Source organism: Ruegeria sp. HU-ET01832, from assembly GCF_040371315.1.
In the GTDB taxonomy this organism is placed as follows: Bacteria; Pseudomonadota; Alphaproteobacteria; order Rhodobacterales; family Rhodobacteraceae; genus Ruegeria; species Ruegeria lacuscaerulensis_A.
Window position 1 is genome coordinate 463,518 of sequence record NZ_BAABWL010000001.1, and the last position, 26,774, is coordinate 490,291.

Here is a 26,774-nt window from a genome sequence, read left to right on the forward strand (position 1 = left end):
TACATATACCCCTTGCAACCTGCCGCCCAACTCCCATCTATTCAATGTGAAAACAATTTACATCAACCCGGAGACCAAAATGACCGCACTATCCGACCCCGCCGTCCCTTCAAATCCGGGATGGCTGCACCGTATCGAGGCCTGGCTGGACGACAAGGGCAAAGGCGCCTGGATTGCCGCCATGGTCCTAGGTTTCATCTTTTTCTGGCCTGTGGGCCTGGCCCTTCTGGCCTATATGATCTGGAGCAAACGCATGTTCAGCAAATCCTGCAGCCGCCGCACGTCCTGGAACAGCCACATGAGCGCGATGAAACCGTCGGGCAACAGCGCCTTTGATGCCTATAAGGCCGACACCCTGGCCCGGCTCGAGCGCGAACAACAGGATTTCGAAGCCTTCCTGCGCCGCCTGCGCGATGCCAAGGACAAGGCCGAGTTCGATCAATTCATGGACGAGCGCGCCCGTGATAACCACGATGCAGACGAAAGCGACGCACGCGCCTGATCTGATCCTTGCCCTGCCCCGGTTTTCGGGACAGGGTGAACCCATTCAACGACGCGGATATCCCTATATGACTCATCTACCAGATCCAGATCGCCAACCGGAATTCTATCAATCGGTGGCGACCAAGCGCTTTGTCGCCTGGTTGTTCGATATCGCGCTGATATCGCTGCTTTGTATTGTTCCGATCTTCCTCACTCTGGGTGCGGGGTTGTTTTTCCTGCCTCTGATCTATGCCGTCATCAGCTTTGTCTACCGTGTCGTCACGATTGCGAACGGGTCGGCCACTTTGGGCATGCGTTTTATGGGAGTCGAACTGCGCGATGCATTCGGCGCACGGATGGACCTGGGCAAGGCTATCGCCCATACAGCGGGATATTTCGTCAGCATGGCGATCTTTGTGGTGCAGGTCATCTCGGTCATCATGATGCTGACCAGTTCCCGCGGACAGGGCCTGACGGATTCCTTCCTTGGAACGGTGATGATCAACCAGCGCGCGTAATAGTTACCCTGTCGCGTGAATCACTTGGCGGCTCCGGGATCGATTGCTATCATCCCGGTCAGAAAACACGGGACTTTCATGCGACACACGCTGCCTATCGCGCCACAATTCTATGTGACGGCCCCACAGCCTTGCCCTTATCTTGAGGGCAGGATGGAGCGGAAGCTGTTCACAGCCCTACAGGGCGAAGGGGCAGATCAACTGAATAACTCGTTGTCGCAACAAGGGTTTCGCCGCTCGCAAAACGTCCTGTACCGGCCGTCATGTGCCGATTGCGCCGCTTGTCTGTCAGCCCGTATCGACGTATCCGCGTTTGCCCCCAGCAAAAGCCAAAGGCGCGCGGTAAAGCGAAACGCGTACCTGCAGCGCAAGGCCAATTCGCCTTGGGCCACCGATGAACAGTACGAGTTGTTTCGCCGCTATCTGGATACCCGCCATGCCGATGGAGGTATGGCCGATATGGACGTGTTCGAATTCGCCGCAATGATCGAGGAAACTCCGATCCGCAGCCGCGTTGTGGAATATGCGGACCCCGACACCGATAACCTGATCGCCGTCAGTCTGACCGATGTTCTGGATGACGGGCTTAGCATGGTCTACTCATTCTATGACCCGCATCAACCGCAGAATTCCTTGGGCACCTATATGATCCTTGATCATATCGACATCGCGCGCGAGGCCGGGCTGCCCTATGTTTATCTTGGATATTGGGTCCCTGGCAGCCCCAAGATGGGATATAAGGCCCGGTTTTCGGGGTTGGAGGCATATATTCAGGGTGAATGGGTCAAGGTCGGAAACCCGGCTGATCTTGCAGGATCGGGCCACCACCCTCTGTCGACCGCTCCGATTGCCGAACAAGTGGCGAATATTCAATTGCCTGACCGACACCCGACCAAAGGCTAAAGTCTCATGCGTCAGAGCCTGCATGCGGTGACCCTCGTGGTGCCAGACTACGATGCTGCGATCTCATTTTACACGCAGACCCTGAGCTTTACGCTCGAGCAGGACATTGAATTGGGTGATGGTAAACGTTGGGTGCGCGTGGCCCCTCCCAACGCGCCCGAGGGATCCTTGCTGCTGGCCAAAGCGGCTGACGTCGATCAAAACAAGGCCATAGGCAACCAAACGGGCGGACGTGTCGGCTTTTTCCTGGCGACGGATGATTTTCAACGCGACCACGCGGCCATGACGGCGGCTGGCGTGACGTTCGAGGAAACCCCGCGTCATGAACCTTATGGAACCGTCGCGGTCTGGCGCGACCCGTTTGGAAATCGCTGGGATTTGATCGAGTTCAGCTAGCGCTTGTTCCAGCATTTTGACTGTCACGGGGCAGATCCGTCAGAAAAGATGAAGAATTATTAATCATCTAAATGGCGACTTCCCTACGCCCAGAGATTGAATCCTTACCCTACGTCACCAAGTAATCCTGACCCTCAGCCGTTCGACCCCGTTTAGATCCGCTCGGCTGGGCTTCAATGACATAGCCCGTGATGCAACAGGTTCCCGACCTGCGGGTTTGGCTTTGGTAAAGGGAGACGGACAATGACTCATGCTATTCGACGGCTGCTTGCGGCCAACCTGACGACGCAAATTCTAACGGCCCTTGCGCTTGGTTCAGCCTTTGGACTGGCCCTGAACTATTGGCACATACCGTTCCTTCAAGAACATCTGGTCAACGGCCTGTTCAGCATGGTCGGCCAGATGTTCCTGAACGCGCTGCAGATGCTGGTCGTACCGTTGGTGGTGTTTTCACTACTGTGCGGCGTGGTTGGGATTGGTGATCTCAAGGTCTTGGGGCGTGTCGGAGGGCTGACCTTTGTGACCTATCTGGCGACCACAGCGCTGGCGGTGATGACAGCGCTTGTGTTTGCCAACATCTTCAACCCCGGCATGGGATTTGACGGCCTGCATATGGCCAGCGCGGATGTGTCCGTCGCAACGCAGGATACCGCGTGGCAGATACTGGCAAACATCATCCCCAAGAACCCAGTTCAGGCGCTGGCCAGTGGCGAAATGCTGCAGATCATCTTTTATGTGATCGTTGTCGGCATTGCGGTCCTGATGATCGGAAGCCGCGCCAAAACCTTTGTCGAAGGCTGTACCTTCATGAACGAACTGGCGATGAAAATCGTCGAGATCGTGATGGCCTTTGCTCCGATCGGCGTCTTTTGCCTGATTGCCAAGACCTTTGCGCTGGAAGGGTTCGGCCTGTTTGCCCCGGTCATCGGATATCTGGCGACCATCAGCCTGACGCTTGTCTTCCACCTTTGCGTGACGCTGATGGTACTGCTTTATGTGTGCACCGGTCTCAGCCCGCGCGCGTTTCTGCGCAAGATGCGCTCGGCACAGGTGTTTGCCTTCTCGACCTCAAGCTCAAACGCGACGATCCCGGCCTCGATGCAATGCGTGACCCAGCGCATCGGTGTGGACCGCTCGGTTGCCTCGTTCGGCATCCCGTTGGGCGCGACGATCAACATGGACGGCACCGCGATCATGCATGGGGTGGCGACGGTGTTCCTGGCCAATGCCTATGGGATTGATCTGGGGCTGGGTGGCTATATGACCATCATCTCGATCTCGGTTCTGGCATCCATCGGAACGGCAGGCGTTCCCGGCGTCGGGATTGTGATGCTGGCAATGGTTTTGAACCAGCTGGGTATGCCACTGGACGGGATTGCCATCATCCTCGCCGTTGACCGGATCATCGACATGATGCGGACGGTGGTGAACATCACCGGCGACGCGGTTGTCACCACCATTGTCGCCCAGCGTGTCGGCAAGCTGGACAGGGCGGTATTCAATGACCCCGACGCCGGGACCCTGACCCCCGCCACGCTGGATATCGACCACGAGGCCGAAGCTGCTTTTGCAAAACTGACGCAATTCAAAGCCGAAGCCTGAACAAAAAAGACCAGAGGCCACAGGGCCTCCGGTCTGTCATTCTTCTGTCTGCCCGATCAGTTCGGGATCAGATCCGGCACGATGGTCACGATGGTCGGGAAGAACCATAGGATACCAATCCCGACTACCTGAATCAGCACGAATGGAATGATCCCGCGATAGATATGACCTGTTGTGACCTCTTTAGGCGCAACGCCCCTTAGGTAGAACAGCGCGAACCCGAAAGGTGGCGTCAGGAACGAGGTCTGCAGGTTCACCGCCACCATGATCGTGACCCATTTCGGATCGAACGACCCGCCATAGATCACCGGGCCCACGATGGGGATCACGATGTAGATGATCTCGAGGAAGTCCAGCACAAAGCCCAGAATGAACAGCACCAGCATCACGATCAGGAAGACCGTGAACTCGTTGTCGAAACTGCGCAGGAACTGCTGGATATAGTGCTCACCCCCGAACGAGATCACCACAAGGTTCAGCAACTGCGAGCCGATCAGGATGGTGAAGACCATCGAGGTCACCTTGGCTGTCTCGCGCACCACGGGCGTCAGAACCCCGCTGGTAAACAAGACCCAGCAACCAAACAGCAAGCCGAACAGGGCAAACAGATAGGCGCCATAGGCCACGATGAAGGCAATCCAGGTCTCGACGCTGACATCGCTCTGGTTGATGCGCAGGTCAAAGTTCACACCCATCAGCAAGGCCACGATCACGGCCAAAGTCGCCCAGATGATCACCTTGGCCGAGCGGCCCTGATCCTGCAGCTTGCGGTACGCGGCCAGCATGATCGCCCCGCCTGCCCCCAGCGCCGCAGCGGGCGTCGGGTTGGTCACACCGCCCAGGATCGAGCCCAGAACCGCGATGATCAGAACCAGCGGCGGGAAGACCACGCGGATCAGATCATTGGTCGCGCAGCGCGCAGCTGCCTCTTTGCATCCATAAATGGCCAGCGCAAACGGCACCGCCATCAAGACAAAGGTCGCCCCCGAGGACGTGGTTGGCGCAATGAGCAGGACATCGACCAGCAGCATTAGCAACAGGCCGATGGCCCCTACGATCAGCGGCTGCGTCGGCTTCGATGGCGCAATGCCGCGACCCATGACCAGCGTCAGACCCAGCAGCACGACCATGACAGCCACACCCGTGCCGATCGGCGCAGCAGCAGCGATCTTGGCTTGTTGCGCAGCAACCAGTTCCTCTTCGGTCAGGCGTGTCGACTCGGCGGTGCCACCTGCGGCATCGATGGCCTCTTGCTCGGCCACAGCCTGATCCCAGGCCAATTGTCCGTGCAAGTCGATCATCGAGGCTTTGCATTCCTCAGACACGTTCGTGCGCAGCGATGCGCCCTCACCGATATCCGAGAAAGCCGAGACGCTGATGTTTTGGCTTCCGACAACACCAGCACTGCTCAGAACCATCATGCCCACGATCAGCGCAACCGGTGCACCCAGCAACCAGGTCAGACCTTCGGCACGGGTGATCGGCTCACCACTACCGCCTGACATTTCAACGGCCGGAGCCTTTTCCGGATTCAGCAGCGCATAGCCAAAGGCATAAAGCGCATAAAGCAGCGCCAGCATGATCCCCGGCAGCAAAGCGGCTTGGAACAATGTCCCAACCGAGACCACGGCAGGCTCACCCAGATAGGTCAGCGCGTCTGTACAGCCTGCATCCTGCGCGCGGGTTTCCTGCGCGGTCGAATACAGATCACCGGCCAGTGTCCCCAAAAGAACGATCACGATCGACGGTGGGATGATCTGCCCCAACGTGCCCGAGGCCGCGATCACACCGGTCGCCAGTTCCGGCGAGTAGTTGTTGCGCAGCATGGTTGGCAGCGCCAGCAAGCCCATGGTCACAACGGTCGCGCCCACGATCCCGGTCGAAGCGGCAAGGAACGCCCCCACAACCACAATCGACACAGCCAGACCACCGGGCAGCGGGCCAAAGACACGCGCCATTGTGGTCAGCAGATCGTTAGCGATCTTCGAGCGTTCCAGTGTGATGCCCATCAGGACGAACATCAGCACCGCCAGCAGGGTCTCAATCGACTGACCAGCCAGCACGCGTTCGTTCATACGGTTCACGATGAAGGACACGTTGCGGTCCAGCGCGGTTTCCCAGCCCTGCACAAAGACAGGCTCGGCGATCCTTGGTAAGTCCGGGAAACGGAACACCGATACCGTTTCCGGTTTGACCCCCGAATTGACGAGGTCCCGGTACGCTTGGGAGCCGGTATCAATTGCCTGGTGGATCAGCAGCCCGGCACTGTCCAACGCTGCGATGATCCCGAAGGAAATGATCCCTGCCCCGCCGATGGCGAACGCCACCGGGAAACCGGATAGGATGCCTCCGAAAAGGCAGAAGAATACGATAATGAGGCCTATCTCGACGCCATCAAGTCCGAATAACATAGTCTGGGTCTCCGTCCCTAATGTGCGCCTTCGTAGGCTTCTTCACCCTCACCAAGGCTATCCTTGTCGAGGTATTTTCCTGTGCTCTCAGACCCTTCCGAGTATTCCAGGAACGAGCGGTAGAGGAATGCAATGGCGTGCAGGAACACCATGGCCGCAAAAGCCACCAGCAGGATCTTGAACAGGAAGTAGGCGTTGAACCCGTTGGGGCTGAAACCGATGGTTTCCACGTTCCAACGCAGCGCGCGGGATTTGGCGACCAGGCGGTCCAACGTGTCACTGGCCGAGGGTTTCGGCACGATCAGGTGCCGCCACATGAAGTACCAGCCATACATCCAGGTCAGCACGGCCATCGGCATCATGAACAGAACCGCACCGCACATGTCGACCACGCGCTTCGCCCGGTGGCTGATTCCGGCATAGATCAGGTCGACGCGCACATGCCCGCCCTGCACGAACGTATAGGTACAGCACAGGCAGACCACCATGGCGTTGTATAGTTTAAGTTCTTCCGCGAACCAGCTGATATCCTGAGTGAATGGTATACCAAGGCCAAAGGACATATCAGGGCGGGTAAACACCCGTTGCATGAAAACGATGACAATCTGCTGGATGACCATCAACAAACCGGCCCATGCAAAGAACCGGCCTGTGGTGTTCGCAAAGCCCTCAAGAACCCGCACCATCCCCCACATGAAATTGCGGTAGTACAGACCGACGGCGGTCAGAACCAGAAAGAAGGTGAAGATCACAAAGAAGAACTCGACCGAGCCACCGTAATAGACAAAGCGCATGATCGACGCCTTGTCTGACCAGTCTAGCCAGAGTTGCGGATGCGTGATGGCGTATCCGAAATTATAGAAGGCTTCGGCAATGTTCTGGATGAACCATACAAGTCCATTCCACAGGGCGCCGAAGAACGAGATACCGTTTTCGTCCTGCATGTTGTCCCCAGGTCGCGTCAGTTGCACCTATGATGCGCGGCTGTCCGAACCGCGCTGTTGCAACGGGAAAGGCTTCCCCACGCGTGGCGGGGAAACCGTTTGGTCGAAGAAACGCTGCTTAGCCGCGAACGCGGTCGCGCTGGGTGGTGTAGGCACCCGACGACAGGTTGTTCCATGCCGAAGACGCTGCCATCGACGACATTGCGCTGTCGTGGATTTTCTTGAACAGCTCGTCGCCCATGTTTTCGTCCAGAACTTCCTGGCTGGCCTGACCGAAGGCATCCCAGACGCTGTCGGGGAATTCCAGAACCTTCACGCCACCCGACTGCAGGCGCTGCAGCGCCGCGCCGTTGTTGGCCAGGAATTGCGCCAGGTTCCACTGGTGCGCTTCGCCAGCTGCGATCTCGATGATTTTCTGCTGTGCCGGTGTCAGTTCGTCGAACACATCGCGGTTGGTGGCCAGCGACAGACCTGCGCCCGGCTCGTGGAAGCCCGCGGTGTAGTAGGTCTTGGTGATTTCCTGGAAACCGGCTTTTTCGTCCGCCCAGGGGCCAATCCACTCGGTGCCGTCAATCGCACCCGAGGACAGCGCCTGATACACTTCCGAGCCCGGAATGTTCTGAACCGATGCACCCAGCTTGCCCAGCGCCTGACCACCCAGACCCGGCATGCGGAATTTCAGACCCTGGAAATCCTCGGGGCCGTTGATCTCTTTCGAGTACCAGCCGCCTGCCTGCGCACCGGTGTTCCCGGCCAGGAAGGATTTCAGGCCGAAGATTTCGCCCAGCTCGTCATGCAGCTCCATGCCGCCATCATGGTAGTACCAGTTCACCAGTTCCTGCGCGGTCATGCCGAACGGAACAGCGGTGAAGAAGGCGTAGCCCGGGTGCTGACCCACAAAGTAATAATCGGCAGCGTGGTACATGTCGGCCTGACCGGACGAAACGGCGTCAAAGACCTCGAACGCGCCAACCAGTTCGCCCGCGGCTTTGATTTCGACCGTCAGGTCGCCATCGGACATCGTAGTGATGCTGTCGGCGCAACGCTGTGCGCTGTCAAAAACGCCCGCCAGACCGCGACCCCACGAGGTCACCATGGTCAGGGTACGCTTGCCCTGTGCATAAGCCGGTGCTGCCAGCGTGGTGGCCGCAGCAGCCGAGCCGCCCAGAGCAGATGTTTTTAGAAATGAACGACGATCCATATGAGTGTTCCTCCCCTACATAGTTCAAACCCCGAACGATCTCGGGGCAGTCGTTTTCAGTGCGCGCCAGCCTAATGACAGGAATTTGAATGTGAATACCTACTACTACGTAGGTAAGCCGGTTTTTCTGCGGCGAGGCGTAGAAATTGGGGAAACGTCCAGTGCTTTCCGCTCGCGAACGATAGAAAAAACCGGTCGCGAGCAAAGATTTTGCATTTTCCCGCGCGCTTGCGTATCGATTCGTCCATGAAAGGATTTCGCAACCTGATCTCGCTGACCTATGGCCAGAAACTGTCACTTGTGGCAGCTATCCCGCTATTGGTGGCCGTGGCAGCAATTGCGTTCTTTGTTACACAGGAAGCCCGCGCCACGGCCGAGCGCGAAATTCAGGCACTTGAACGTCGCCTGATCGAGGCCAAGAAGGAAGAACTGCGCAACTACGTCACTCAGGCCCGCAACGGGTTTGCCTATATCTATGGGCGCGCCACGCCCGACGATAAGGTCGCGCAGAATCTTGTGACACAGATCCTGTCGGCGATGATCTACGGTAAGGACGGATTCTTCTTCGTCTATGACTATGACGGCAATAACCTTGTCAGCCCGCGTCAGACGCAATTCATCAACCGCAACTGGGAAGGGCTAACCGACAGCGATGGCACCCCTGTCGTGGATGAGTTCATTCGCCTCGCCCGTCAGGGGGCGGGATGGCACAGCTTTATGTGGCAAAAGCCCTCGACCGGGGAAGAGGCGCAGATGATCGCCTATGTGGTCGGCCTGCAGGACTGGCGCTGGGCCGTGGGGACCGGCGTTTTCATCGACGATATCGTAGCAACCGTCGCCAATGCCCGTGCCGAGGTCGAGGCCCGTGTGCAGCGCACCTTTGGATACATCGGCGCTATCGTTCTGGCGGCTGTTCTAATCGTTTTCACATCGGGGATGCTGCTGAACGTTCGCGAGCGCAGGTTGGCCGACGCAAAGCTGAAAGAGCTGACACAACGCGTTTTCGATGCGCAAGAGGAAGAGCGCGGCCGCGTAGCGCGCGAATTGCATGACGGGATCAGCCAGATCCTTGTGGGCGTGCGCTATGCGTTGGATAACGCCCGCAGGCGGTTGGAACGTGGCGATGATGCGGGCGCGCGTGACCCTTTGGGCAAGGGCATCGACCATCTGGGGTCTGCTATCACCGAAGTTCGTCGCATCAGCCGCGACCTGCGTCCCGGCGTTTTGGATGACCTCGGGCTTGGCCCTGCCCTCAAGGCATTGACCGATGACTTTAGGGACCGCACCGGAATCGACACCGAGTTCTCAACGGTTGTCTTCCGCAACCGTCTGGATCAGGACAGCAAGATTGCGCTCTACCGTATCGCGCAAGAGGCCCTGACCAATATCGAACGCCATTCCGGCGCAACTCGTGTTACGATAGACCTGCGCGGCCACAAAAAGGGCGCAACCATGCGGATCACCGACAACGGCCGCGGACTGCGCAGTGCACACGGCGACGGCAGTACGGGGATCGGGTTGCGAAACATGCAGGAGCGTATCGAACAGCTTGACGGATCGCTGCGTATTCTGTCATCACGCGGCCCACGCAGCGGCACGGTGATCGAGGTCAGCCTGCCTCTCAGCCATTTGCTGCCGCCACAGGAAGACGCCACGCCCAACCGAAAGGCCGGTACATGAGCGACGCCACAATCCGTGTCCTTATCGTAGACGACCACCCGATGGTCGCTGAAGGGATACAGTCGATCCTCGAAAGCTACGACGAAATCACCGTTGTCGGAACGCTCAGCAGCGGGCAGGACGCCGTAGATCAGGTCGCTACTCTGGCACCTGATGTGATCTTGATGGATTTGAACATGCCCGGCATGGGCGGCCTCAGCGCGACCGAGATCATCCTGGAACGCCTGCCTCAAACCCGCGTTCTGGTCCTGTCCATGCACGACAGCCCTGAATACATTTCGACAGCCCTCAGTCACGGGGCCAAGGGATATGTCCTCAAGGATGTTCCGACGGACGAGATCAAGAAGGCCATCGATGCCGTTATGCAAGGCGAGCAATACCTGTGCACCGGGGCCAGCGGATCGCTGGAACCCAAAAGCGGTGGTGCGCGCGAGGCCCTGACGGGTCGGGAACAGACCATTCTATTGGAACTGGCGCAGGGAAAATCCAACAAAGAAGTAGCCCAAACGTTGGACATCTCGGTCCGCACGGTCGAGACCCACCGCAAGAACATCAAACGCAAACTGGGAATTTCTTCGACCGCCGGTCTGACTCGCTATGCGCTCGAGCATGGAGTCTTGCAGGGCACCAGCCCCGGTTTCTGACCGCAGCGCGGAACGCGCTGCCCGGCCCAACCGGCGGAGATGCGCCGCAGGCGCGTTGACAACGGGCGGGAGGGTTAGCCAAGGGGCCTGATGTCCTGACCGAAAAACACCAGCGCTCCATCTTCATCAATGACGTGAAACTCGCGCTGCTGATAGGGTTGGTTAAATGGTGGCCGTAGGCGCCCCTCGGGCAAACTCTCCAACCCCGCGCGTAGGGTTTCATACAGCGCGTCAACATCATCCACGTCTATGTAGAACGATTGCTCATCGCCTAACTGTCGTCCGTCTTCACGCGGTGGACATTCCAGCAAACGAATGGCCACTGGGCCAAGCGACAGATACGCATAATTGTCTTGCCGAAACCCGCAGTCAAACCCAAGACGGTCGCAATAGAAGTCTATCTGCTTTTGCAACGAAGAGCACAATACAAATGGAGTGAGCTGCAATATTTCAGGCATACGCGCCTCTGGCGGAAAATCTATCTCACGCGCAGGCTACCACGTTTCAATCCAGCAATGGATCGTTTCTCAGCCCCTCCCGATCATGGTGATGTTGTAGCACCCGACCATAAAGCTGTTTGGTTCGCTCAACGCTGCCACACATCCCTTCGGCTTCGGCGAATGAGAAAATGCCGACGTAACGGCTGCGCGGCCCTTTCACAGGGGCCACCCGGTGCAACGCGTACCGCCCACGGAATATCTGCAGATCGCCAGGAAGCAGTTCCAATTCACGGACCCTTGCCCTGCTACCGTCAAGAATCGAAGCGACCGATTCAAACTGCTCGTCCTCTGCTGTTCGAAGGTTCGGGACGTATTCGAACGCACCGCCTGCCTCACCATTTTGAATGGCCAGTGTGACCGTGTAGTTGTTGGTGTCGAAATGCCATGGAAAACCCTGCCCCTCCTCCACAACGTTGATGATCACATCCGCCAACGGGTCATCATAGCGAAAGAACTTGTCTTCCGGTTCGTTCAGCGCCGCCCGGATAAAAGGCAAAAAAGGTTCAGACTCATATATACGCCTCAGCGGCCCGGAATTCGGGAAATTATCCGCAGGCACAAACGCGTTCGAACGATCATAAAACTGCCGCACCGGGTGGGATCTTTCCAGCGTAGGATCGTCCTGCGTGAAATAGGCATTCGTCCGGTTGAACGAGCGATGGGCGTGACCTGCGACAAGCTCAGCCTCTTGCAACAGCGACGCGACACCTTCGGCATGAACGAACCCCGGCATGACGGCGCAGCCATCCTGATCCAGTTCTTTTCGCAGATCGTTGATTAACTGTTCATATGCCCGCGAGTCCGGACAATCTATCGGATACCGTCCCAGATCAATCAGATCATGCAGCATGGTCTGCCTCCGTTGCCAGCAAAGGTCTGGGTCAGGTTGCCTCAGCTTTGAGCCGCAATCATGCTCGTTTCGGACATCGTCGTGACGCTTTTGAGCACAAGCGAAACAGGCGAATGCAGGGAATCAGCACCCCTATTTCGCAAAAATTCCAGGCATGCGGCAATCTGCGCAATAAAATGTCGCAAAATTCACTGCCTGAGATAGAAAATTGGTGCGATTGCCTGTTGACGCCCCGTCGCGCCGCCCATAATGTCCCTGCACGCAAAAAAGGAGCCTCTGGCGATGAAAGCGCTAGTAGTAATCGTAGGAAAAACGCGCATGGGCCGGTGACGGTAAACCATAATCCAACCCATGCGCCTCCGAAAATCTCGGGGGCTTTTTTTTGGCAACACGCAAGACACATGTCGCGAACGGAGCAAAGCAGATGACACGTGAGATGACCGGCGCAAAGATGGTGGTTCAGGCCCTCAAGGATCAGGGCGTGGACACGGTATTCGGATACCCCGGCGGCGCCGTGCTACCGATCTATGATGAGATTTTTCTGCAAAACGACATTCGCCACATTCTGGTGCGTCACGAACAGGGGGCCGTGCACGCCGCCGAAGGCTATGCGCGGTCGACCGGCAAGCCCGGCGTTGCGCTTGTGACCTCAGGCCCCGGTGCCACCAACGCGGTGACCGGCCTGACCGACGCACTGCTGGATTCGATCCCGATCGTCGTTTTGACCGGTCAGGTGCCGACCTTCATGATCGGTTCGGACGCGTTCCAAGAGGCTGACACCGTTGGCATCACCCGCCCCTGCACCAAGCATAACTGGCTGGTGAAGGACACGGATTCGCTGGCCGAGACGATGCACGAGGCGTTCCACGTCGCCACCTCCGGTCGCCCCGGTCCGGTGCTGATCGACATCCCGAAAGACGTGCAGTTCGCCTCAGGTGAGTATTCCGGGCCGAAACCCTCGACCTCGCATTACCAACCGGTTCTGAAAGGCGATCTGGAAGAGATCACCGAGCTGGTCGCGGCGATTGAAACAGCCAAAAAGCCCGTCTTCTATACCGGCGGCGGCGTGATCAACTCGGGCCCTGCCGCCAGCCAATTGCTGCGCGAGTTGGTGGATGCGACCGGCTTTCCCATCACGTCGACCTTGATGGGCCTGGGCTCTTATCCAGCCTCGGGCAAGAACTGGTTGGGTATGCTGGGTATGCACGGCCTGTATGAGGCCAATCTGGCGATGCATGACTGTGACCTGATGATCAACATCGGCGCGCGGTTTGACGACCGGATCACCGGGCGGATTGATGCTTTCTCGCCGAATTCGAAAAAGGCGCATATCGACATTGATCCCTCGTCCATCAACAAGGTGATCCGTGTGGATATCCCGATTGTTGGGGACGTGGCCCATGTGCTGGAGGATATCCTCAAGGTCTGGAAAGCGCGTGGGCGCAAGACGGATGCGGCTGCCGTTGCCAAGTGGCAGGAACAGATCAGCGACTGGCGCAAGGTCAATTGTCTGGCCTACACCAACAGCGAAAAGACGATCAAACCGCAATACGCCCTGCAACGTCTTGAAGAGCTGACTAAAAACCACGACCGCTATATCACGACCGAGGTCGGCCAGCACCAGATGTGGGCCGCGCAGTACCTCGGTTTCGAAGACCCCAACCGCTGGATGACATCGGGTGGTCTGGGCACGATGGGCTATGGCACCCCGGCCTCGATCGGTGTGCAGATGGCGCATCCCGACGCGCTGGTAATCAATGTCGCGGGTGAAGCCTCATGGCTGATGAACATGCAGGAAATGGGCACCGCCGTTCAGTACCGCCTGCCGGTGAAACAGTTCATCCTGAACAACGAACGTCTGGGCATGGTGCGCCAGTGGCAGGAACTGCTGCATGGTGAGCGGTATTCGCATTCGTGGTCCGAGGCCCTGCCCGATTTCGTCAAACTGGCTGAGGCCTTCGGGGCCAAGGGCATCCTGTGTTCCGACCCCGCCGATCTGGATGACGCGATCATGGAAATGATCAACTATGACGGCCCTGTCATCTTTGACTGTCTGGTCGAAAAGCACGAGAACTGCTTCCCCATGATCCCGTCGGGCAAGGCCCACAACGAGATGCTGCTGGGCGAGGCCGAGACGCAGGGCGTAATCGACTCCAAAGGTTCGGTTCTGGTTTAACAAAATTCGTCGAATTTTGTCGGGCGCTGCGGTGCCCGGCTTTCGCAGGATGATGAAAGGGACGTAAATGTCTGCCCTACATATCAAAAAAGGCTCTACCCGCCATTCCGCTTATAACCTACGGCCGACCTTCTCGGACGTACAGGAACGTCATACAATCGCGGTTCTGGTCGAAAACGAACCGGGCGTTCTAGCCCGCGTGATCGGGCTGTTTTCGGGTCGTGGCTACAACATCGAAAGCCTGACAGTGGCCGAGGTGGACCACACTGGTCACCTGAGCCGTATCACCATCGTCACCACCGGAACCCCGCAGGTGATCGAACAGATCAAGGCGCAGCTGGGCCGCATCGTGCCCGTGCATGAGGTGCATGACCTGACGGTCGAGGGCCCATCGGTCGAGCGGGAACTGGCGATCATCAAAGTCGTCGGCGAAGGCGACAAACGAGTGGAAGCGCTGCGTCTGGCAGATATTTTCCGCGCCAATGTGGTCGACAGCACCTTGAATTCATTCATCTTTGAGATCACCGGTGCACCGGACAAGATCGACGCCTTTGCCGACCTGATGCGCCCGTTGGGTTTGATCGAGATCGCCCGCACAGGTGTCGCCGCACTACTGCGCGGCGACTGAATATTCTGCCCCGTCCACTGCGCTTACGTAGCGGACGGGACAACTCGGGTTTGATAGCGGCCACACGCGTTTCAGCAATGTGCTGCCCAAAACGAGCCAAAACACCAAAAATTCCATACAATATACTTAAAAGACTATTGCTTTTACGCATCAGGACGTTAGCCTCGTCTTGTGACGTGGCGTTGGGATGCGCTGGTCAGGGTCCTCAGTACGATTGAAGCGCGATTGTCCGGTCTATTGCTCGGACAAACAGGGTGAACACGGCAACACATAATAAGACCGGGACAGAAATGACCAACGAAACCCGCAGCCCGGCTGAGCTGCGCAAGATGTTCGGTGATAATCTTCGACTGCTGGCATCGGACTACCCCTCGATTTCTGAACTGTGCCGTCAACTTGGGATCAACCGCACTCAGTTCAACCGGTACCTTGGCGGAGAGAGCTTTCCCCGGCCCGACGTGCTTAATCGTATTTGCTGTTTTTTCGACGTGGACGCACGTATTCTTCTACGACCCCTTAACGAAATCGATCTGCCGGCGCCTCATCCTGCTGCAACGGCTCTGACAGAATTTCTGGGTTCCGGGCCCGGCACTCTGACCGAGGACCTTCTGCCCGCCGGATTTTATTATGTTTCGGAAACCGCTCTGGACGGGGCGCAGGCGACACGGTACCGCGTGATCCATGCGCGGCGCCTGCCGCAATGCACCATGATCCGCAGCTACGAACCGCCGACGGCCAGCGAGGCGACCTCGCCTGAGTTGCGCGAAGTTCAGGGCATCGCCGCCTGCGCAGGAAGCCAAGTCTACATATTGATGTCGAACCGTACGGCGCAAAACAGCAAAATTTACCTGATGACTCGCTGTGGAGGAGATCAGCCGGACACCTGGCGAGGTGTTGCGATTTGCTTGTCCAAAACCACGGCCAACGAGACAACCATGCGTCGCTTGAATTTGCGTTACCTTGGTACACAACCAGCCGCAGCCATAAGCGCGGCCCGCACCGCCCGACGTGCGCATACCATGGCCTTGAACGCTTAGAATAAACGTGGGTTAACCTGGCTCTGAAGCAGCGGATTCGGCTTGTGTGATCTGCCGATACAAGTGCCAGCTCGCATGTCCAAGCAGCGGCAAGATGATCAGCAGTCCAAGAAACCATGGGATCATGGCAAGAAACGTCAGCACGGCGACGAAGACGCCCCAACCCAGCATCACCGTCAGGTTCGCACTAACATAGCTGTAGCTGGCGATCATCGCTGTCACGAAATCCAATTCCCGATCCAGCAACATTGGGATGGACAGTACAGTGATCATGTAAAGAAGGGTGGCAAAAACCGCTCCGACCAAAGTTCCGACCGCCAGCATCGTCAGGCCATTTACAGTCAGAAAAACCTCAAGAGAGGTAGAAACGTTGGTCATGGTCGACAGTCCCATGAACAGTGCAAAAATCATGTGACCAAGGAAGAACCAGAACAGGAACATGACCACGATGATCGCACAAATTGAGGGCAGCTGACGTCGACCCTGTTGCGCCACAACGCCGAAAATAGAAGCATAATCAAGTGGCTCCCCCAACTCCAACCGATGAGAGACTTCATACAGCCCAACTGCCGCAAAGGGCCCCAATAGTGGGAATCCGATCGCGGCCAGTACCAGCCAATACGAGGTCTGAGTTTGTACCGTGACCCACGCCATTGCCCAGCCTGCGAGGACATAGAAGCCTGCGAAAACAAGGCCAAAGACCGGCGCACGTCGAAAATCCGCCCAAGCCCGGCTCAAGGCTTCACGCAACATGTCTGTCGTAACCGGCCCCATTTTCGGAACTCCGAAAGGCTTCTCCATTCTGTCTCCCTCCTCCCTGTGTCGCTTATTAGCTGGCGGGTCTTTTTTGTGGCCACTCAGTCGCCGCATGATAGGCAGCCCCGATTGACAAAAGCTTTGCGTCCTTGCCGCGCGGACCGAAAATCTGCATCCCCATCGGCACGCCTTCTGGGCCAAACCCCGCCGGCACTGACAGGCACGGCAAGCCAATCAGGCTCACTGGCAGAACAACCTCCATCCAACGGTGGTAAGTATCCATTTTGGCGCCCGCGATCTCAGTCGGATACGGCGTTTCGATCTCGAAAGGCCAGACTTGCGCGGATGGCAGGATCAGCGCGTCATAGGTGTTGAACATTCCAAGAGCGTGCCGGAACCATTCTGAACGCATCTCACTGGCGCGGTGAACCTGCAATGCGGTCAAGGCAAGCCCCCGATCCAGTTCCCATTGCGCCGTGTCTTTCAACATTGATCTATGCTCGGTCAGAGGGGCAAGGCTGGCGGCTATGCTCCATGATCTAAGCACCGTCCAGCTTTCCCACAGACGCTCGGCTTCGAAATCAGGCACGACTTCATCGACCTGTGCCCCCAACCCGGCAAGAACGGACACTGCATCCCGACACAGATCCGTTATCCCGTCTTCGAACGGATAGGCTCCGCCCCAATCGCCAAGCCAACCGATACGAACTCCTGTCAGGTCGCGTGCCTGAACCGGCCCAACGGGCTCAGGTTTCACACTGTAGGGCTGTCGCGCGTCACGCTCGGATATTACATCCAAAAGCAGACCCAAATCTTCGGGGCAACGCGCCATCGGGCCGAGGGTCGAAAGCTGATGCTGAAACGCGTCTCCGACTGGTTCGGACGGAACCCTCCCCCAGCTTGGTCTAAACCCGTAGACATTGTTCCACGCGGCGGGATTTCGCAAACTACCCATCATGTCCGAGCCATCCGCCAGCGTCACCATACCGGACGCCAAAGCAACCGCCGCGCCACCAGAAGATCCACCGCAAGTTCGGGATGAATCATATGGGTTGCGCGTGGCGCCATAAACGGGGTTGAAAGTGTGTGACCCCAATCCGAATTCGGGCGTGTTGGTCTTTCCTATCAAAATCGCTCCGGCCGCCCGCATCCGGGCAGCGATCATGTCATCCTTACGAGGGATATGATCGCGAAACAACGGCGACCCTTGGGTCGACACAACCCCAGCCACGTTGACCAAGTCTTTGACCGCGATCGGAACCCCATGCAGAGGACCCCGCTTCGCCCCTTTATCCAGCTCAGCCGCCTCTGCCATCAGATCGCCCTCGTCCCGCAATCCAACTATGGCGTTCAAATCGCCATTCACCGCTGCTATGCGGTCCAACGTGGCACGCATCACTTCAGACGCAGAGACCCGCCCCTCGGACAATTCGGTCACCAACGCGGTTGCGGTAATCTGGCTTAGGTTCATTCGGATCTCTTCGGCTGACAGGTCACACTGACTCGATCAGCCTATCCGGGGCTTATCCCCATTTAAACCCACTGTTTAGATGTATCTTTTCCAGCAGCAACCACACGGGGATCGACTTCATCTGGCCAAAAATATCTCGGGGGAGTCGCGCATCGCGCGGCGGGGGCAGAGCCCCCTGCCCGGCTTAGTCGCCCTGCGCCTCGGACCGGGACTTACCAGCCACATCCAGCGCCAAAGTTGCCGCCATGAACCCATCCAGATCCCCATCCAACACACCCTTTGTGTCCGAGGTTTCATGGTTCGTCCGTAGATCCTTTACCATCTGGTAAGGCTGCAACACGTAAGACCGGATCTGGTTACCCCAGCCCGCATCGCCTTTGGCTTCATGGGCGGCGTTGATATCGGCGTTCCGGCGGTCCAGCTCTTGTTGGTACAGGCGCGACTTCAGCGCTTTCATGGCGATATCGCGGTTCTGGTGCTGCGACTTTTCGGAACTGGTCACAACGATACCGGTGGGAATGTGCGTGATCCGAACCGCCGAGTCCGTGGTGTTCACGTGCTGACCACCCGCACCGGACGACCGATAGGTATCGATCCGAATATCCGCCGGATTCACCTCAATCTCGATATTGTCATCAACCACGGGATAGACCCAGACCGAACTGAACGATGTATGCCGCTTGGCCGCCGAGTCGTAGGGCGAAATTCGCACCAAACGGTGCACACCACTTTCCGACTTCAACCAGCCATACGCGTTGTGACCGGAAATCTTGTAGGCCGCGGACTTGATCCCGGCCTCTTCGCCCGCGGTCTCGGATTGCAGCTCGACCGTGTAACCCTTTTTCTCGGCCCAGCGCACATACATCCGCGCCAGCATCGAAGCCCAGTCGCAGCTTTCCGTACCACCCGCGCCCGAGTTGATCTCAAGAAAGGTATCATTGCTGTCGGCCTCACCGTCCAGCAGGGCCTCAAGCTCTTTCTTGGCGGCCTTGGCCCCAAGCGCCTTGATAGCGCCCTCGGCGTCGGCGACAACCTCGTCGTCTTCCTCCATCTCGCCCAGTTCGATCAGCTCGATATTATCGCTGAGATCGGCCTTGATGGTCTCATAGGTCTCAATCGCGTCAACCAGCATCTGACGCTCGCGCATCAGCTTCTGTGCGTTCTCGGGGTTGTCCCACAGGTTGGGGTCCTCAACACGCGCGTTGAATTCTTCAAGACGATGAGGTGCGGTTTCATAGTCCATACGCTGCGCCAGCAGCTCCAGCGACTTTTCGATTTCCGCCACGATATTCTGGGTTTCGGCGCGCATGGTTACGTCCCAACTTGCTTGATCAGTGCTGCGTGATAGCAAGAGCATGGGACCGCTACAAGACAGAGCGGCCCTTAAAGATTTCAGTAAAGCCCGCCGCCCTGCAGATCACCCTGGCTGGCGTTGGGGCCAACAGTGATCGTATCACCGGTCGATGTCGTCACCTGTCGGCCCGAGCTGGCCTCTTCAAACAAAGGCAGGTCCGAGCCCATCGCAAACCCACCATCGTAAACCCGGTCGATAAAGCCATCCACACCATCGCGGAAATACTCGGCGACGACATAATCACCGGTCGCGTCCGCAGGCAGGCGCGCCCCGCTGAAGCGGTCGATTTTGATGAAATGGCCACCCTCGGGCACTTCGAACGGACCGCCGCCATACTTCTCGGTGGCATGTTCCATGAAACTCTGGAACACCGGGCCGCACATTGTCCCCCCATAGGCACCTCTACCCATCGGACGCGGGCGGTCATACCCAATGTAGCACCCGGCCACGATGTTTGAGGTGAAACCGATAAACCATGCATCCTTGGATTCGTTGGTCGTACCGGTTTTGCCAGCCGTTGGCACCGGCAGGTTTACATGAGCAGATGCAGTCCCACGATCCACAACACCTTTCATCATCGACGTCAGCTGATACGCGGTGATGGCGTCCATGACCTGCCAGCGGTCGGTCTCGATGGTGGGTGACTCGTCAGGCTCCAACCATGCCGAGTTGCAATCCAGACACTGCCGATCGTCATGGCGATAGATCGTCTTGCCGAACCGATCCTGAATGCGATCGACCAGAGTGGGCTCGACCCGCTCACCACCATTCGCAAACATCGCGTAGGCGGCGACCATTTTGTAAAGCGTCGTCTCCTCTGACCCCAGCGAGTTCGCAAGGAATGCGCCCATCCGGTCATAAACTCCAAACCGTTCGGCATAGCCTGCAACCACAGGCATCGTGACTTCTTGCGCCAAACGGATGGTCATCAGGTTCCGCGACTGTTCAATCCCTGTACGCAAGGGCGTCGGGCCGTAGAATTTGTTCGACGAGTTCTTGGGCCGCCACAGACCTTGCGGCGTGTTCACCTCGATCGGGGCGTCCACAACAATGGTTGCTGGGCTGTAGCCACTGTCCAGCGCGGCGGCATAGACGAAGGGTTTGAAGCTCGATCCCGGCTGTCGTTGCGCCTGCGTGGCGCGGTTGAACACCGAGTCTTGATATGAAAACCCACCCTGCATCGCCAGAACACGACCCGAGTTCACGTCCATGGCCACAAAGCCGCCTTGTACTTCGGGCACTTGTCGGGCGGACCACTGTCCTTCCTCGCCGGCCATCACCAAGATGACGTCGCCGCGCTTGAAGTTGTCAAAGAAGTTGCCCTGCATCCATTGAATATCCGAACGTGGCACCGTGCCATCTGCCGGGCCGTCTTCAATTCCTACGGTCAGAGCTTGCTCGGCCACGTTCAGCACAACGGCCGGATACCATTGCGTCGGTAGTTCCACATCGCGGGGGATTTCCATTGTGGCCAGCGCCTCGCGCCATTGTGCCTCATCCGACAGGGCATCCTCAGCAATCACCTCACCGGTACCGCGCCATTTCCCGCGCGACCGGTCGTATTTCTGCAGCGCTGTGCGCAAAGCCTTGGCGGCCTCGACCTGCATTTCCTCGTCCACCGAGGCTCGGACGGTGAAGCCGCCGGTAAAGAACTCACCCTCTCCGAAATCCTCGCTCAGCTGACGGCGGATTTCGTCGGTGAAATAGTCACGCGGCGGCAACGCGGTACGGAAGCTTTCGAAATCGCCGTTCTGGACCGAACGCAACGGTTGCGCGACCTCGGCCTCATAGGTGGCCTTGTCGATATAGCCGTTCTGGTTCATCTCGCGCAGAACATAGTCGCGGCGCGCCAGCAGGCGATCTTTCTGACGGACCGGGTGGTAATCCGAGGGGGCTTTGGGCATCGCGGCCAAAGTCGCGGCCTCATGCGGGGCCAGTTCCTGCAACGTCTTGTTAAAATAGGTCTGGGCAGCGGCGGTCACACCATACGAGTTCTGGCCCAGAAAGATCTCATTCATATAGAGTTCGAGAATCTGTTCCTTGTCCAATGTATCCTCAAGCCGGGTGGCGAGGATGATTTCCTTGATCTTGCGCTCGGCGCGACGGTCGCCGGACAGCAGGAAGTTCTTCATCACCTGTTGGGTGATGGTCGACGCACCACGCACGTTTTCACCCTTGGATTTCACCGCCTCAACACCCGCAGCAATGATCCCGCGCGGATCATAGCCCTGATGCGTGTAGAAGTTCTTATCCTCGGCCGAGATAAACGCCTGTTTCACAAGATCGGGAATTTCCTCGGACGGCGTGAACAAGCGGCGTTCTTGCGCGAATTCGTCGATCAAATGGCCTTCGCCCGAATAGATCCGACTGATCGTGGGCGGTTTGTACTGCGCCAGCGATTCATGGCTGGGCAGGTCGCGCCCATACATCCAGAAGATCGCGCCAATCACCAGCGCGGCCATGAAAACACCAAGGGTCACGAGGCTGAAGATAGCCCCGAAGATTGAAAATATGAAACGGATCACGTCACTGCCTTTTGCTCGCGGTGCGGTCTATATAAGGGCGCGCATGCTCTGGGTCAAAACACGATGACCCATATTAGCCGGATTACGCCGCAGGGTCACTGACCAATCAGGGACCGCCGGATCACATCCTGCTGACGCCAATCCTCTAGCCCGTCACGGATCCCCCGCGCCATGCCCATGCGCCATTCGGGATCTACTATGTTTTTCAGGTCTCTGGGACTGGACAGAAAGCCCAGTTCGATCAGAACCGAAGGTATATCGGCCGCCTTAAGCACTGAAAACGACGCTGTTCTGATTGGATGGCTGTTCATCGGTCCGCCTTGCTGAGCCATTCCGTTGGCCAAAGCCCCCGCCAACGCATCTGTGCGTGGGCGGGTTTCCTGACGCGCTAAATCCAGCAAAACATCCGCCACCTGATCGTCCGCACCACTCAGATCAACACCCGAGATCAGGTCGGCACGATCGTGCCGTTCGGCCAGTTTGTGACTGGCCACATCCGAGGCGTCTTGGGACAAGGTGTAAACAGCGGCCCCATGTGCGCGGCCTTCTGACAGGATATCCGCGTGCAGCGAGATGAACACATCCGCCCCCGCCCTGTGCGCAAGCGCAATGCGCCGCTCGAGCGACACGAAATGGTCGTCTGTCCGCGTCAGGATCACCTCATACCCGCCTTGACGCAGCAAAAGTTCGCGCAGTTCGCGGGCAAAAGTCAGCATGAGGGACTTTTCGTTCACGCCCTGAACCTCGGCCCCCGGATCAATACCGCCATGTCCGGGATCCAACATGACACGCAGCGGACGCGGACCGTCATTGGGGTGAGCGTCGGGTAAATCAGCGGCTTCCGGCAGATCCCATCCCGGTTGTCGCGGTGCGCCGGCACTGGTGGCAAAGGTTTCCGCAGTCGATCGCTTAAGGCGCAAAGACAACTCAGCGGCTCCGGACGCGGAATCAATCCGCAGGCCCGCCGTATCGACGACCATTGGCGCGCCAAGCTCCAGTACCATCCGAGACCACCCCGGCACATAGGCCCCGAATTGCACAGACGTCACGCGATCCGCCTGCAGAAAGCTGTCGCTCTCAAGCCCGGTCCAATCGACCTCTTTGAAATCAAGGACGACGCGATAGGGGTTTTCCAGAGTGAATACCCGATACGGCACACCCTGGCTGAGACCAAGCTGTACCCGAACCCCAGCCTGCCCATCATTTTGGACATGGCTGTTTGCAGGTTCAATCCGGGCCAATGCGCTGAAATCATGCGCAAAGGCTGAAACTGCAAGCGCGCAGATGAGCGCTATGGCAAAAAATATCCTGCTCATGGCCTCGAGTTTTCCCAAGATCGTTTGCGCACAAGACTAACCGACCTGCGCCCACTTGTGAACGGCTTAGGCTTTGGCCTTGGACAATCCCCGCTCGGTCATGAAGCGCGCAAGTCGGCTTAGGCCCTCGGCGATATCGTCGGTTGACCGCGCATACGAGAACCTCAAAGTCGTGTGGCCCCGCTGAGGGTCAAAATCCAACCCCGGGGTCACGGCGACACCGGCCTTGTCCAGAATCTCGGCGGCGAAAGCTTGGCTGTCATTGGTCAGCTCAGAGACATCCGCATAAACATAGAATGCCCCGTCAGGCGGCGCGATATTTGTGAACCCTGCCTTGGGCAACCCTTCCAGCATCAACGCGCGATTTCTGCGGTATACATCCAGATTAGCTTGCAATTCCTCGTCGCAATCCATCGCGGCCAGCGCCGCCACCTGACTGGCATGCGGAGCACAGATAAACATGTTCTGGGCAATCCGTTCGACCACTCGCACCTGATCTTCGGGCACTACCATCCAACCGACGCGCCAACCTGTCATCGAGAAATATTTTGAGAAGGAATTGATCACATAGCACTCATCCGCCAGCTCCAGCGCAGTGACAGCCTTGGCCTCATATTCCAGCCCGTGGTAAATTTCATCACTGATGAACGAGGCCCCCTGCCCTTGCGCCGCCTCGATAAGCGCGCCCATTGCCGTGCGATCCAGCATCGTCCCGGTAGGATTTGCCGGAGAGGCCACCATCAACCCTTGCAGGTCCAGCCCGGCAAAATCCGCCGGCACTGGCTGCAGCCGATTTTCCGGTGCAGTGGGCAGGTCGACCGGCACCAGCCCCAAAGCCTTCAAAATCTGCCTGTAAGACGGATAGCCAGGTGCGCCGATTCCAACCCGGTCTCCGCTGTCGAAAAGCGCCGTGAACGCCAGCAAAAACCCCCCAGACGATCCGGGCGTGACCACTACCCGATCAGGGTTGAGGTCGACATCATACCATTCACCATACATCCGAGCTATGCGTTGACGCAGCGCAGGCATACCCAGCGCGACAGTGTAGCCCAGCGGCTCATGCTTCATCGCTTGGGTCAACGCGGCTGTCGCCCCCGTGGGGGCGCCGGTGCCAGGCTGGCCGACCTCCATGTGGATGATGGTGCGCCCGGCTTCTTCCGCTTTGCGCGCGGCTTCCATCACGTCCATCACAATAAACGGATCGACCTCGGACCGGGTTGAGTTTCGCATGCCCATCTCCCATGTTGCTGACATGGCTTTTGAACGTGTATCCAGGCTGGCGTCAATCCCGGCCCTGTTGCTGCTTGTAGCGACATGGGCCGCGACAGTTGTTCAATCCGCCGCGCAAAGCCTGATCCGCGACCCGGACATCGAATATGGCCTGCGAGAGTTGGCGTTTCCCGTGCTGCGTGCTGCGGGCTTGAACACCAACAGAGTTCAAATTCTGGTGGTGAATGACAGCACGTTCAACGCCTTTGTCATTGATTACAATACCATATATCTGAACTACGGCCTGATCCTGAACGTCGAGTCCCCCGAGATGCTGCAGGCCGTGATCGCCCACGAAGCCGCGCATATCGCCAATGGCCATCTGGCGCGCCGGGTTGAAAACCTAAAGGCCGCACAACGCAATTCGCAATTGGGAACAGCCCTTGCTTTGGTCGTCGCGGCCGCAGGCGGCGGCGAGGCTGCGGCTGGTATCGCCGCGGGCACGTCAGGTTCAGCCTTGCGCAGCTTTCTGGGGCACACGCGGGCCGAAGAATCCTCGGCCGACCAAAGCGCTGCCAGCTACCTCAGGTGGGCTGGCATTTCACCAAGCGGCATGGTTGCCCTACACCAGAAATTCGCAGGGCAGGAGTTGCTGAGCGAGATCAACCAGGACCCTTATATGCGTTCGCATCCCACAAGCCGCGAACGCTTGCGGGCCGCCCAAACCTTTTTGGATGCGTTCGGGGATAGTGCGCTTCCAGATCAGAACGCCAAATATTGGTTTGCCCGTGTTAAAGGCAAACTATCCGCCTTTCTCAGATCCCCAAGCTGGACAATGCGCCGCGCCAAAGAGGAAACCGCTCAGGACATTCGCCTGATGCGCGAGGCCGCCGCCTATCACCAGAACCGGGACCTGAATAACGCGCGTGCTGCAATAAACGCAGCACTGGCTATCCGTCCTGACGATCCGTTTTACTACGAATTGAAAGGGCAGATCCTGCTTGAAAATCGGCAAGTGGAGGCAGCTGTCGCGGCATACCGCCACGCGGTCGAGATGACGCCCAATGATCCTTTAATTCTGGCAGGATACGGTCGCGCCCTTTTGGCGCATGGTGAAACGAAGAACGCCCTGCAAGTGCTTGAAAAGGCACGGGCAAGGGACTTCAAGAACGCGCGCCTACTACGCGATCTGGGCATTGCCTATTCACAAACCGGCAATACCGGCATGGCATCTACGGTCACCGCCGAACGATTTGCCTTGCAAGGCCAGCTGGCAGATGCAGGTATTCACGCAAGACGCGCCGTCGGGCAATTGCCCGAGGGATCCCCTGGTTGGCAACGCGCACAGGATGTGCTGATTGCCTCGGAACAAGCAGAAAAAAAGAAAAGGAAACGGAAATGATCCTCAGACATGCTGCACCGGCCCTTCTGGGTCTTTCCCTGATCACCGGTCCGGCACAAGCGCTGGACCTGAACGCCATGAGCGATGCCGAGAAAGAGCAGTTCGGCGCTCAGATACGGGAATATCTTCTGGAAAACCCCGAAGTGATCATCGAAGCCATCAACGTGCTTGAACAACGCAACGCCGTTGCCGAAGCCGCTGCCGACAAGGAACTGGTGGCCGTCAATGCAGATGAGTTGTTCAACGACGGCTATAGCTGGGTTGGCGGAAACCCGGACGGCGACATCACCCTTGTCGAGTTCATGGACTATCGGTGCGGCTATTGCCGTCGAGCCGTGCCTGAAGTGGCCGAATTGCTGGCCGAGGATGGCAACATCCGGTTTGTCATCAAAGAGTTTCCGATCCTCGGCGACGCGTCCGTCGCCTCGTCCCGCTTTGCCGTGGCGACAAAACACGTAGCTGGCGACGACGCCTATAAACAAGTCCACGACGCCTTGATGGAATTTGGCGGAGAGCCCAACGAAGTCACCCTGCGCCGCCTGTCAGATGGCCTTGGGCTGGACAGCGATGCAATCATGGAGGCGATGGACAGCGATCGTGTGACCGACGAGATCAATCAGACCCGTGAATTAGCGCGTCGGATGCAGATTTCGGGTACGCCATCTTTCGTTTTGGGCTCAGAAATGCTGCGCGGCTACCTGACTGCCGATCAGATGCTGCAGATCGCAGACGCCGTGCGGGCCGAACAGGGTTAAAAGCATGGGGGCG

General features: G+C 57.9%; 23 protein-coding genes. 12 read left to right on the plus strand and 11 right to left on the minus strand.

What is annotated here, in order from left to right; all coding sequences use genetic code 11:
• Positions 1-79 precede the first annotated feature (79 nt).
• From ABWV79_RS02350 to ABWV79_RS02370, 5 genes are all read left to right on the plus strand, one after another.
• Entirely contained in the window at positions 80-502 is a 423-nt protein-coding gene (locus tag ABWV79_RS02350) for a DUF2852 domain-containing protein (RefSeq protein WP_170752663.1), read from the plus strand.
• Positions 503-569: 67 nt separating this feature from the next.
• Positions 570-1,001 (plus strand): RDD family protein, encoded by a 432-nt coding sequence (locus ABWV79_RS02355; protein WP_353390787.1) that lies wholly within the window; start codon positions 570-572, stop codon positions 999-1,001.
• Positions 1,002-1,079: 78 nt separating this feature from the next.
• Positions 1,080-1,904 (plus strand): arginyltransferase, encoded by an 825-nt coding sequence (locus ABWV79_RS02360; protein ID WP_353390266.1) that lies wholly within the window; start codon positions 1,080-1,082, stop codon positions 1,902-1,904.
• 6 nt (positions 1,905-1,910) lie between these two features.
• Positions 1,911-2,300 (plus strand): VOC family protein, encoded by a 390-nt coding sequence (locus tag ABWV79_RS02365; RefSeq protein ID WP_353390267.1) that lies wholly within the window; start codon positions 1,911-1,913, stop codon positions 2,298-2,300.
• Between the two features lie 243 nt (positions 2,301-2,543).
• Positions 2,544-3,902, plus strand: a complete 1,359-nt coding sequence (locus tag ABWV79_RS02370) for a dicarboxylate/amino acid:cation symporter (protein ID WP_353390269.1) — start codon at positions 2,544-2,546, stop codon at positions 3,900-3,902.
• Positions 3,903-3,958: 56 nt separating this feature from the next.
• Here ABWV79_RS02370 and ABWV79_RS02375 read toward each other — a convergent pair whose 3' ends face one another.
• The 3 genes from ABWV79_RS02375 to ABWV79_RS02385 form a co-directional block, all read right to left on the minus strand.
• A complete protein-coding gene (locus tag ABWV79_RS02375; RefSeq protein ID WP_353390271.1) occupies positions 3,959-6,313 on the minus strand; it encodes a TRAP transporter large permease subunit in 2,355 nt (784 codons plus the stop codon).
• 17 nt (positions 6,314-6,330) lie between these two features.
• Positions 6,331-7,257 carry a TRAP transporter small permease subunit gene (locus ABWV79_RS02380; protein WP_170752655.1) on the minus strand — a complete coding sequence of 309 codons (927 nt, stop codon included), beginning with the start codon at positions 7,255-7,257 and terminating at the stop codon, positions 6,331-6,333.
• 118 nt (positions 7,258-7,375) lie between these two features.
• On the minus strand, positions 7,376-8,458 hold the full coding sequence (locus tag ABWV79_RS02385) for a TRAP transporter substrate-binding protein (protein WP_170354474.1): 1,083 nt from the start codon (positions 8,456-8,458) through the stop codon (positions 7,376-7,378).
• A gap of 246 nt (positions 8,459-8,704) precedes the next feature.
• On the opposite strand from ABWV79_RS02385, the gene ABWV79_RS02390 reads away from it, so the two are divergent.
• Positions 8,705-10,138 (plus strand): cache domain-containing protein, encoded by a 1,434-nt coding sequence (locus ABWV79_RS02390; RefSeq protein WP_353390273.1) that lies wholly within the window; start codon positions 8,705-8,707, stop codon positions 10,136-10,138.
• Positions 10,135-10,782: a response regulator transcription factor gene (locus tag ABWV79_RS02395; protein ID WP_170354476.1), complete on the plus strand. Its 648-nt coding sequence runs from the start codon at positions 10,135-10,137 to the stop codon at positions 10,780-10,782. Before ABWV79_RS02390 ends, ABWV79_RS02395 begins: the two co-directional genes overlap by 4 nt.
• 74 nt (positions 10,783-10,856) lie before the next feature.
• Here ABWV79_RS02395 and ABWV79_RS02400 read toward each other — a convergent pair whose 3' ends face one another.
• Positions 10,857-11,240 (minus strand): bleomycin resistance protein, encoded by a 384-nt coding sequence (locus ABWV79_RS02400; protein ID WP_353390275.1) that lies wholly within the window; start codon positions 11,238-11,240, stop codon positions 10,857-10,859.
• Positions 11,241-11,286: 46 nt separating this feature from the next.
• Entirely contained in the window at positions 11,287-12,132 is an 846-nt protein-coding gene (locus ABWV79_RS02405) for a HalD/BesD family halogenase (protein WP_353390277.1), read from the minus strand.
• Between the two features lie 424 nt (positions 12,133-12,556).
• Between ABWV79_RS02405 and ABWV79_RS02410 the strand changes: the two genes are divergently transcribed.
• The 3 genes from ABWV79_RS02410 to ABWV79_RS02420 all read left to right on the plus strand — a co-directional run bounded on the left by ABWV79_RS02410 (position 12,557) and on the right by ABWV79_RS02420 (position 15,973).
• Complete coding sequence (locus ABWV79_RS02410; RefSeq protein ID WP_170354479.1) at positions 12,557-14,308, plus strand: acetolactate synthase 3 large subunit; 1,752 nt, start codon at positions 12,557-12,559, stop codon at positions 14,306-14,308.
• Between the two features lie 67 nt (positions 14,309-14,375).
• Positions 14,376-14,936 carry an acetolactate synthase small subunit gene (gene ilvN, locus ABWV79_RS02415; protein ID WP_170354480.1) on the plus strand — a complete coding sequence of 187 codons (561 nt, stop codon included), beginning with the start codon at positions 14,376-14,378 and terminating at the stop codon, positions 14,934-14,936.
• Positions 14,937-15,226: 290 nt separating this feature from the next.
• On the plus strand, positions 15,227-15,973 hold the full coding sequence (locus ABWV79_RS02420) for a helix-turn-helix domain-containing protein (RefSeq protein ID WP_170354481.1): 747 nt from the start codon (positions 15,227-15,229) through the stop codon (positions 15,971-15,973).
• A gap of 12 nt (positions 15,974-15,985) precedes the next feature.
• On the opposite strand, the gene ABWV79_RS02425 is transcribed toward ABWV79_RS02420, so the two are convergent.
• The 6 genes from ABWV79_RS02425 to ABWV79_RS02450 all read right to left on the minus strand — a co-directional run bounded on the left by ABWV79_RS02425 (position 15,986) and on the right by ABWV79_RS02450 (position 24,625).
• Positions 15,986-16,774: a DUF2189 domain-containing protein gene (locus tag ABWV79_RS02425; RefSeq protein ID WP_170354482.1), complete on the minus strand. Its 789-nt coding sequence runs from the start codon at positions 16,772-16,774 to the stop codon at positions 15,986-15,988.
• Between the two features lie 28 nt (positions 16,775-16,802).
• Positions 16,803-18,200: an amidase gene (locus ABWV79_RS02430; RefSeq protein ID WP_353390280.1), complete on the minus strand. Its 1,398-nt coding sequence runs from the start codon at positions 18,198-18,200 to the stop codon at positions 16,803-16,805.
• A 184-nt stretch (positions 18,201-18,384) separates the two neighbouring features.
• Positions 18,385-19,509, minus strand: coding sequence for a peptide chain release factor 2 (prfB, locus tag ABWV79_RS02435; protein ID WP_170354484.1), 1,125 nt, complete (start codon positions 19,507-19,509; stop codon positions 18,385-18,387).
• A gap of 83 nt (positions 19,510-19,592) precedes the next feature.
• Positions 19,593-22,079: a penicillin-binding protein 1A gene (locus tag ABWV79_RS02440; protein ID WP_353390282.1), complete on the minus strand. Its 2,487-nt coding sequence runs from the start codon at positions 22,077-22,079 to the stop codon at positions 19,593-19,595.
• 95 nt (positions 22,080-22,174) lie between these two features.
• Positions 22,175-23,395, minus strand: a complete 1,221-nt coding sequence (locus ABWV79_RS02445) for an N-acetylmuramoyl-L-alanine amidase (RefSeq protein ID WP_353390284.1) — start codon at positions 23,393-23,395, stop codon at positions 22,175-22,177.
• A gap of 66 nt (positions 23,396-23,461) precedes the next feature.
• Positions 23,462-24,625 carry a pyridoxal phosphate-dependent aminotransferase gene (locus ABWV79_RS02450; RefSeq protein ID WP_170354487.1) on the minus strand — a complete coding sequence of 388 codons (1,164 nt, stop codon included), beginning with the start codon at positions 24,623-24,625 and terminating at the stop codon, positions 23,462-23,464.
• Between ABWV79_RS02450 and ABWV79_RS02455 the strand changes: the two genes are divergently transcribed.
• Both ABWV79_RS02455 and ABWV79_RS02460 read left to right on the plus strand, forming a co-directional pair.
• On the plus strand, positions 24,624-26,006 hold the full coding sequence (locus ABWV79_RS02455) for a M48 family metalloprotease (RefSeq protein ID WP_353390287.1): 1,383 nt from the start codon (positions 24,624-24,626) through the stop codon (positions 26,004-26,006). The two genes, ABWV79_RS02450 and ABWV79_RS02455, sit on opposite strands and share 2 nt — an antisense overlap.
• Positions 26,003-26,761, plus strand: coding sequence for a DsbA family protein (locus ABWV79_RS02460; protein WP_353390289.1), 759 nt, complete (start codon positions 26,003-26,005; stop codon positions 26,759-26,761). Before ABWV79_RS02455 ends, ABWV79_RS02460 begins: the two co-directional genes overlap by 4 nt.
• Positions 26,762-26,774 lie beyond the last annotated feature (13 nt).

What these genes read in the sequence shown, in the direction of transcription:
- ABWV79_RS02350 (WP_170752663.1), top strand. Translation starts at nt 80, where the DNA reads ATGACCGCACTATCCGACCCCGCCGTCCCTTCAAATCCGGGATGGCTG.
- ABWV79_RS02355 (WP_353390787.1), top strand. Translation starts at nt 570, where the DNA reads ATGACTCATCTACCAGATCCAGATCGCCAACCGGAATTCTATCAATCG.
- ABWV79_RS02360 (WP_353390266.1), top strand. Translation starts at nt 1,080, where the DNA reads ATGCGACACACGCTGCCTATCGCGCCACAATTCTATGTGACGGCCCCA.
- ABWV79_RS02365 (WP_353390267.1), top strand. Translation starts at nt 1,911, where the DNA reads ATGCGTCAGAGCCTGCATGCGGTGACCCTCGTGGTGCCAGACTACGAT.
- ABWV79_RS02370 (WP_353390269.1), top strand. Translation starts at nt 2,544, where the DNA reads ATGACTCATGCTATTCGACGGCTGCTTGCGGCCAACCTGACGACGCAA.
- ABWV79_RS02375 (WP_353390271.1), bottom strand. Translation starts at nt 6,313, where the DNA reads ATGTTATTCGGACTTGATGGCGTCGAGATAGGCCTCATTATCGTATTC.
- ABWV79_RS02380 (WP_170752655.1), bottom strand. Translation starts at nt 7,257, where the DNA reads ATGCAGGACGAAAACGGTATCTCGTTCTTCGGCGCCCTGTGGAATGGA.
- ABWV79_RS02385 (WP_170354474.1), bottom strand. Translation starts at nt 8,458, where the DNA reads ATGGATCGTCGTTCATTTCTAAAAACATCTGCTCTGGGCGGCTCGGCT.
- ABWV79_RS02390 (WP_353390273.1), top strand. Translation starts at nt 8,705, where the DNA reads ATGAAAGGATTTCGCAACCTGATCTCGCTGACCTATGGCCAGAAACTG.
- ABWV79_RS02395 (WP_170354476.1), top strand. Translation starts at nt 10,135, where the DNA reads ATGAGCGACGCCACAATCCGTGTCCTTATCGTAGACGACCACCCGATG.
- ABWV79_RS02400 (WP_353390275.1), bottom strand. Translation starts at nt 11,240, where the DNA reads ATGCCTGAAATATTGCAGCTCACTCCATTTGTATTGTGCTCTTCGTTG.
- ABWV79_RS02405 (WP_353390277.1), bottom strand. Translation starts at nt 12,132, where the DNA reads ATGCTGCATGATCTGATTGATCTGGGACGGTATCCGATAGATTGTCCG.
- ABWV79_RS02410 (WP_170354479.1), top strand. Translation starts at nt 12,557, where the DNA reads ATGACACGTGAGATGACCGGCGCAAAGATGGTGGTTCAGGCCCTCAAG.
- ilvN (WP_170354480.1), top strand. Translation starts at nt 14,376, where the DNA reads ATGTCTGCCCTACATATCAAAAAAGGCTCTACCCGCCATTCCGCTTAT.
- ABWV79_RS02420 (WP_170354481.1), top strand. Translation starts at nt 15,227, where the DNA reads ATGACCAACGAAACCCGCAGCCCGGCTGAGCTGCGCAAGATGTTCGGT.
- ABWV79_RS02425 (WP_170354482.1), bottom strand. Translation starts at nt 16,774, where the DNA reads ATGGAGAAGCCTTTCGGAGTTCCGAAAATGGGGCCGGTTACGACAGAC.
- ABWV79_RS02430 (WP_353390280.1), bottom strand. Translation starts at nt 18,200, where the DNA reads ATGAACCTAAGCCAGATTACCGCAACCGCGTTGGTGACCGAATTGTCC.
- prfB (WP_170354484.1), bottom strand. Translation starts at nt 19,509, where the DNA reads ATGCGCGCCGAAACCCAGAATATCGTGGCGGAAATCGAAAAGTCGCTG.
- ABWV79_RS02445 (WP_353390284.1), bottom strand. Translation starts at nt 23,395, where the DNA reads ATGAGCAGGATATTTTTTGCCATAGCGCTCATCTGCGCGCTTGCAGTT.
- ABWV79_RS02455 (WP_353390287.1), top strand. Translation starts at nt 24,624, where the DNA reads ATGCCCATCTCCCATGTTGCTGACATGGCTTTTGAACGTGTATCCAGG.
- ABWV79_RS02450 (WP_170354487.1), bottom strand. Translation starts at nt 24,625, where the DNA reads ATGCGAAACTCAACCCGGTCCGAGGTCGATCCGTTTATTGTGATGGAC.
- ABWV79_RS02460 (WP_353390289.1), top strand. Translation starts at nt 26,003, where the DNA reads ATGATCCTCAGACATGCTGCACCGGCCCTTCTGGGTCTTTCCCTGATC.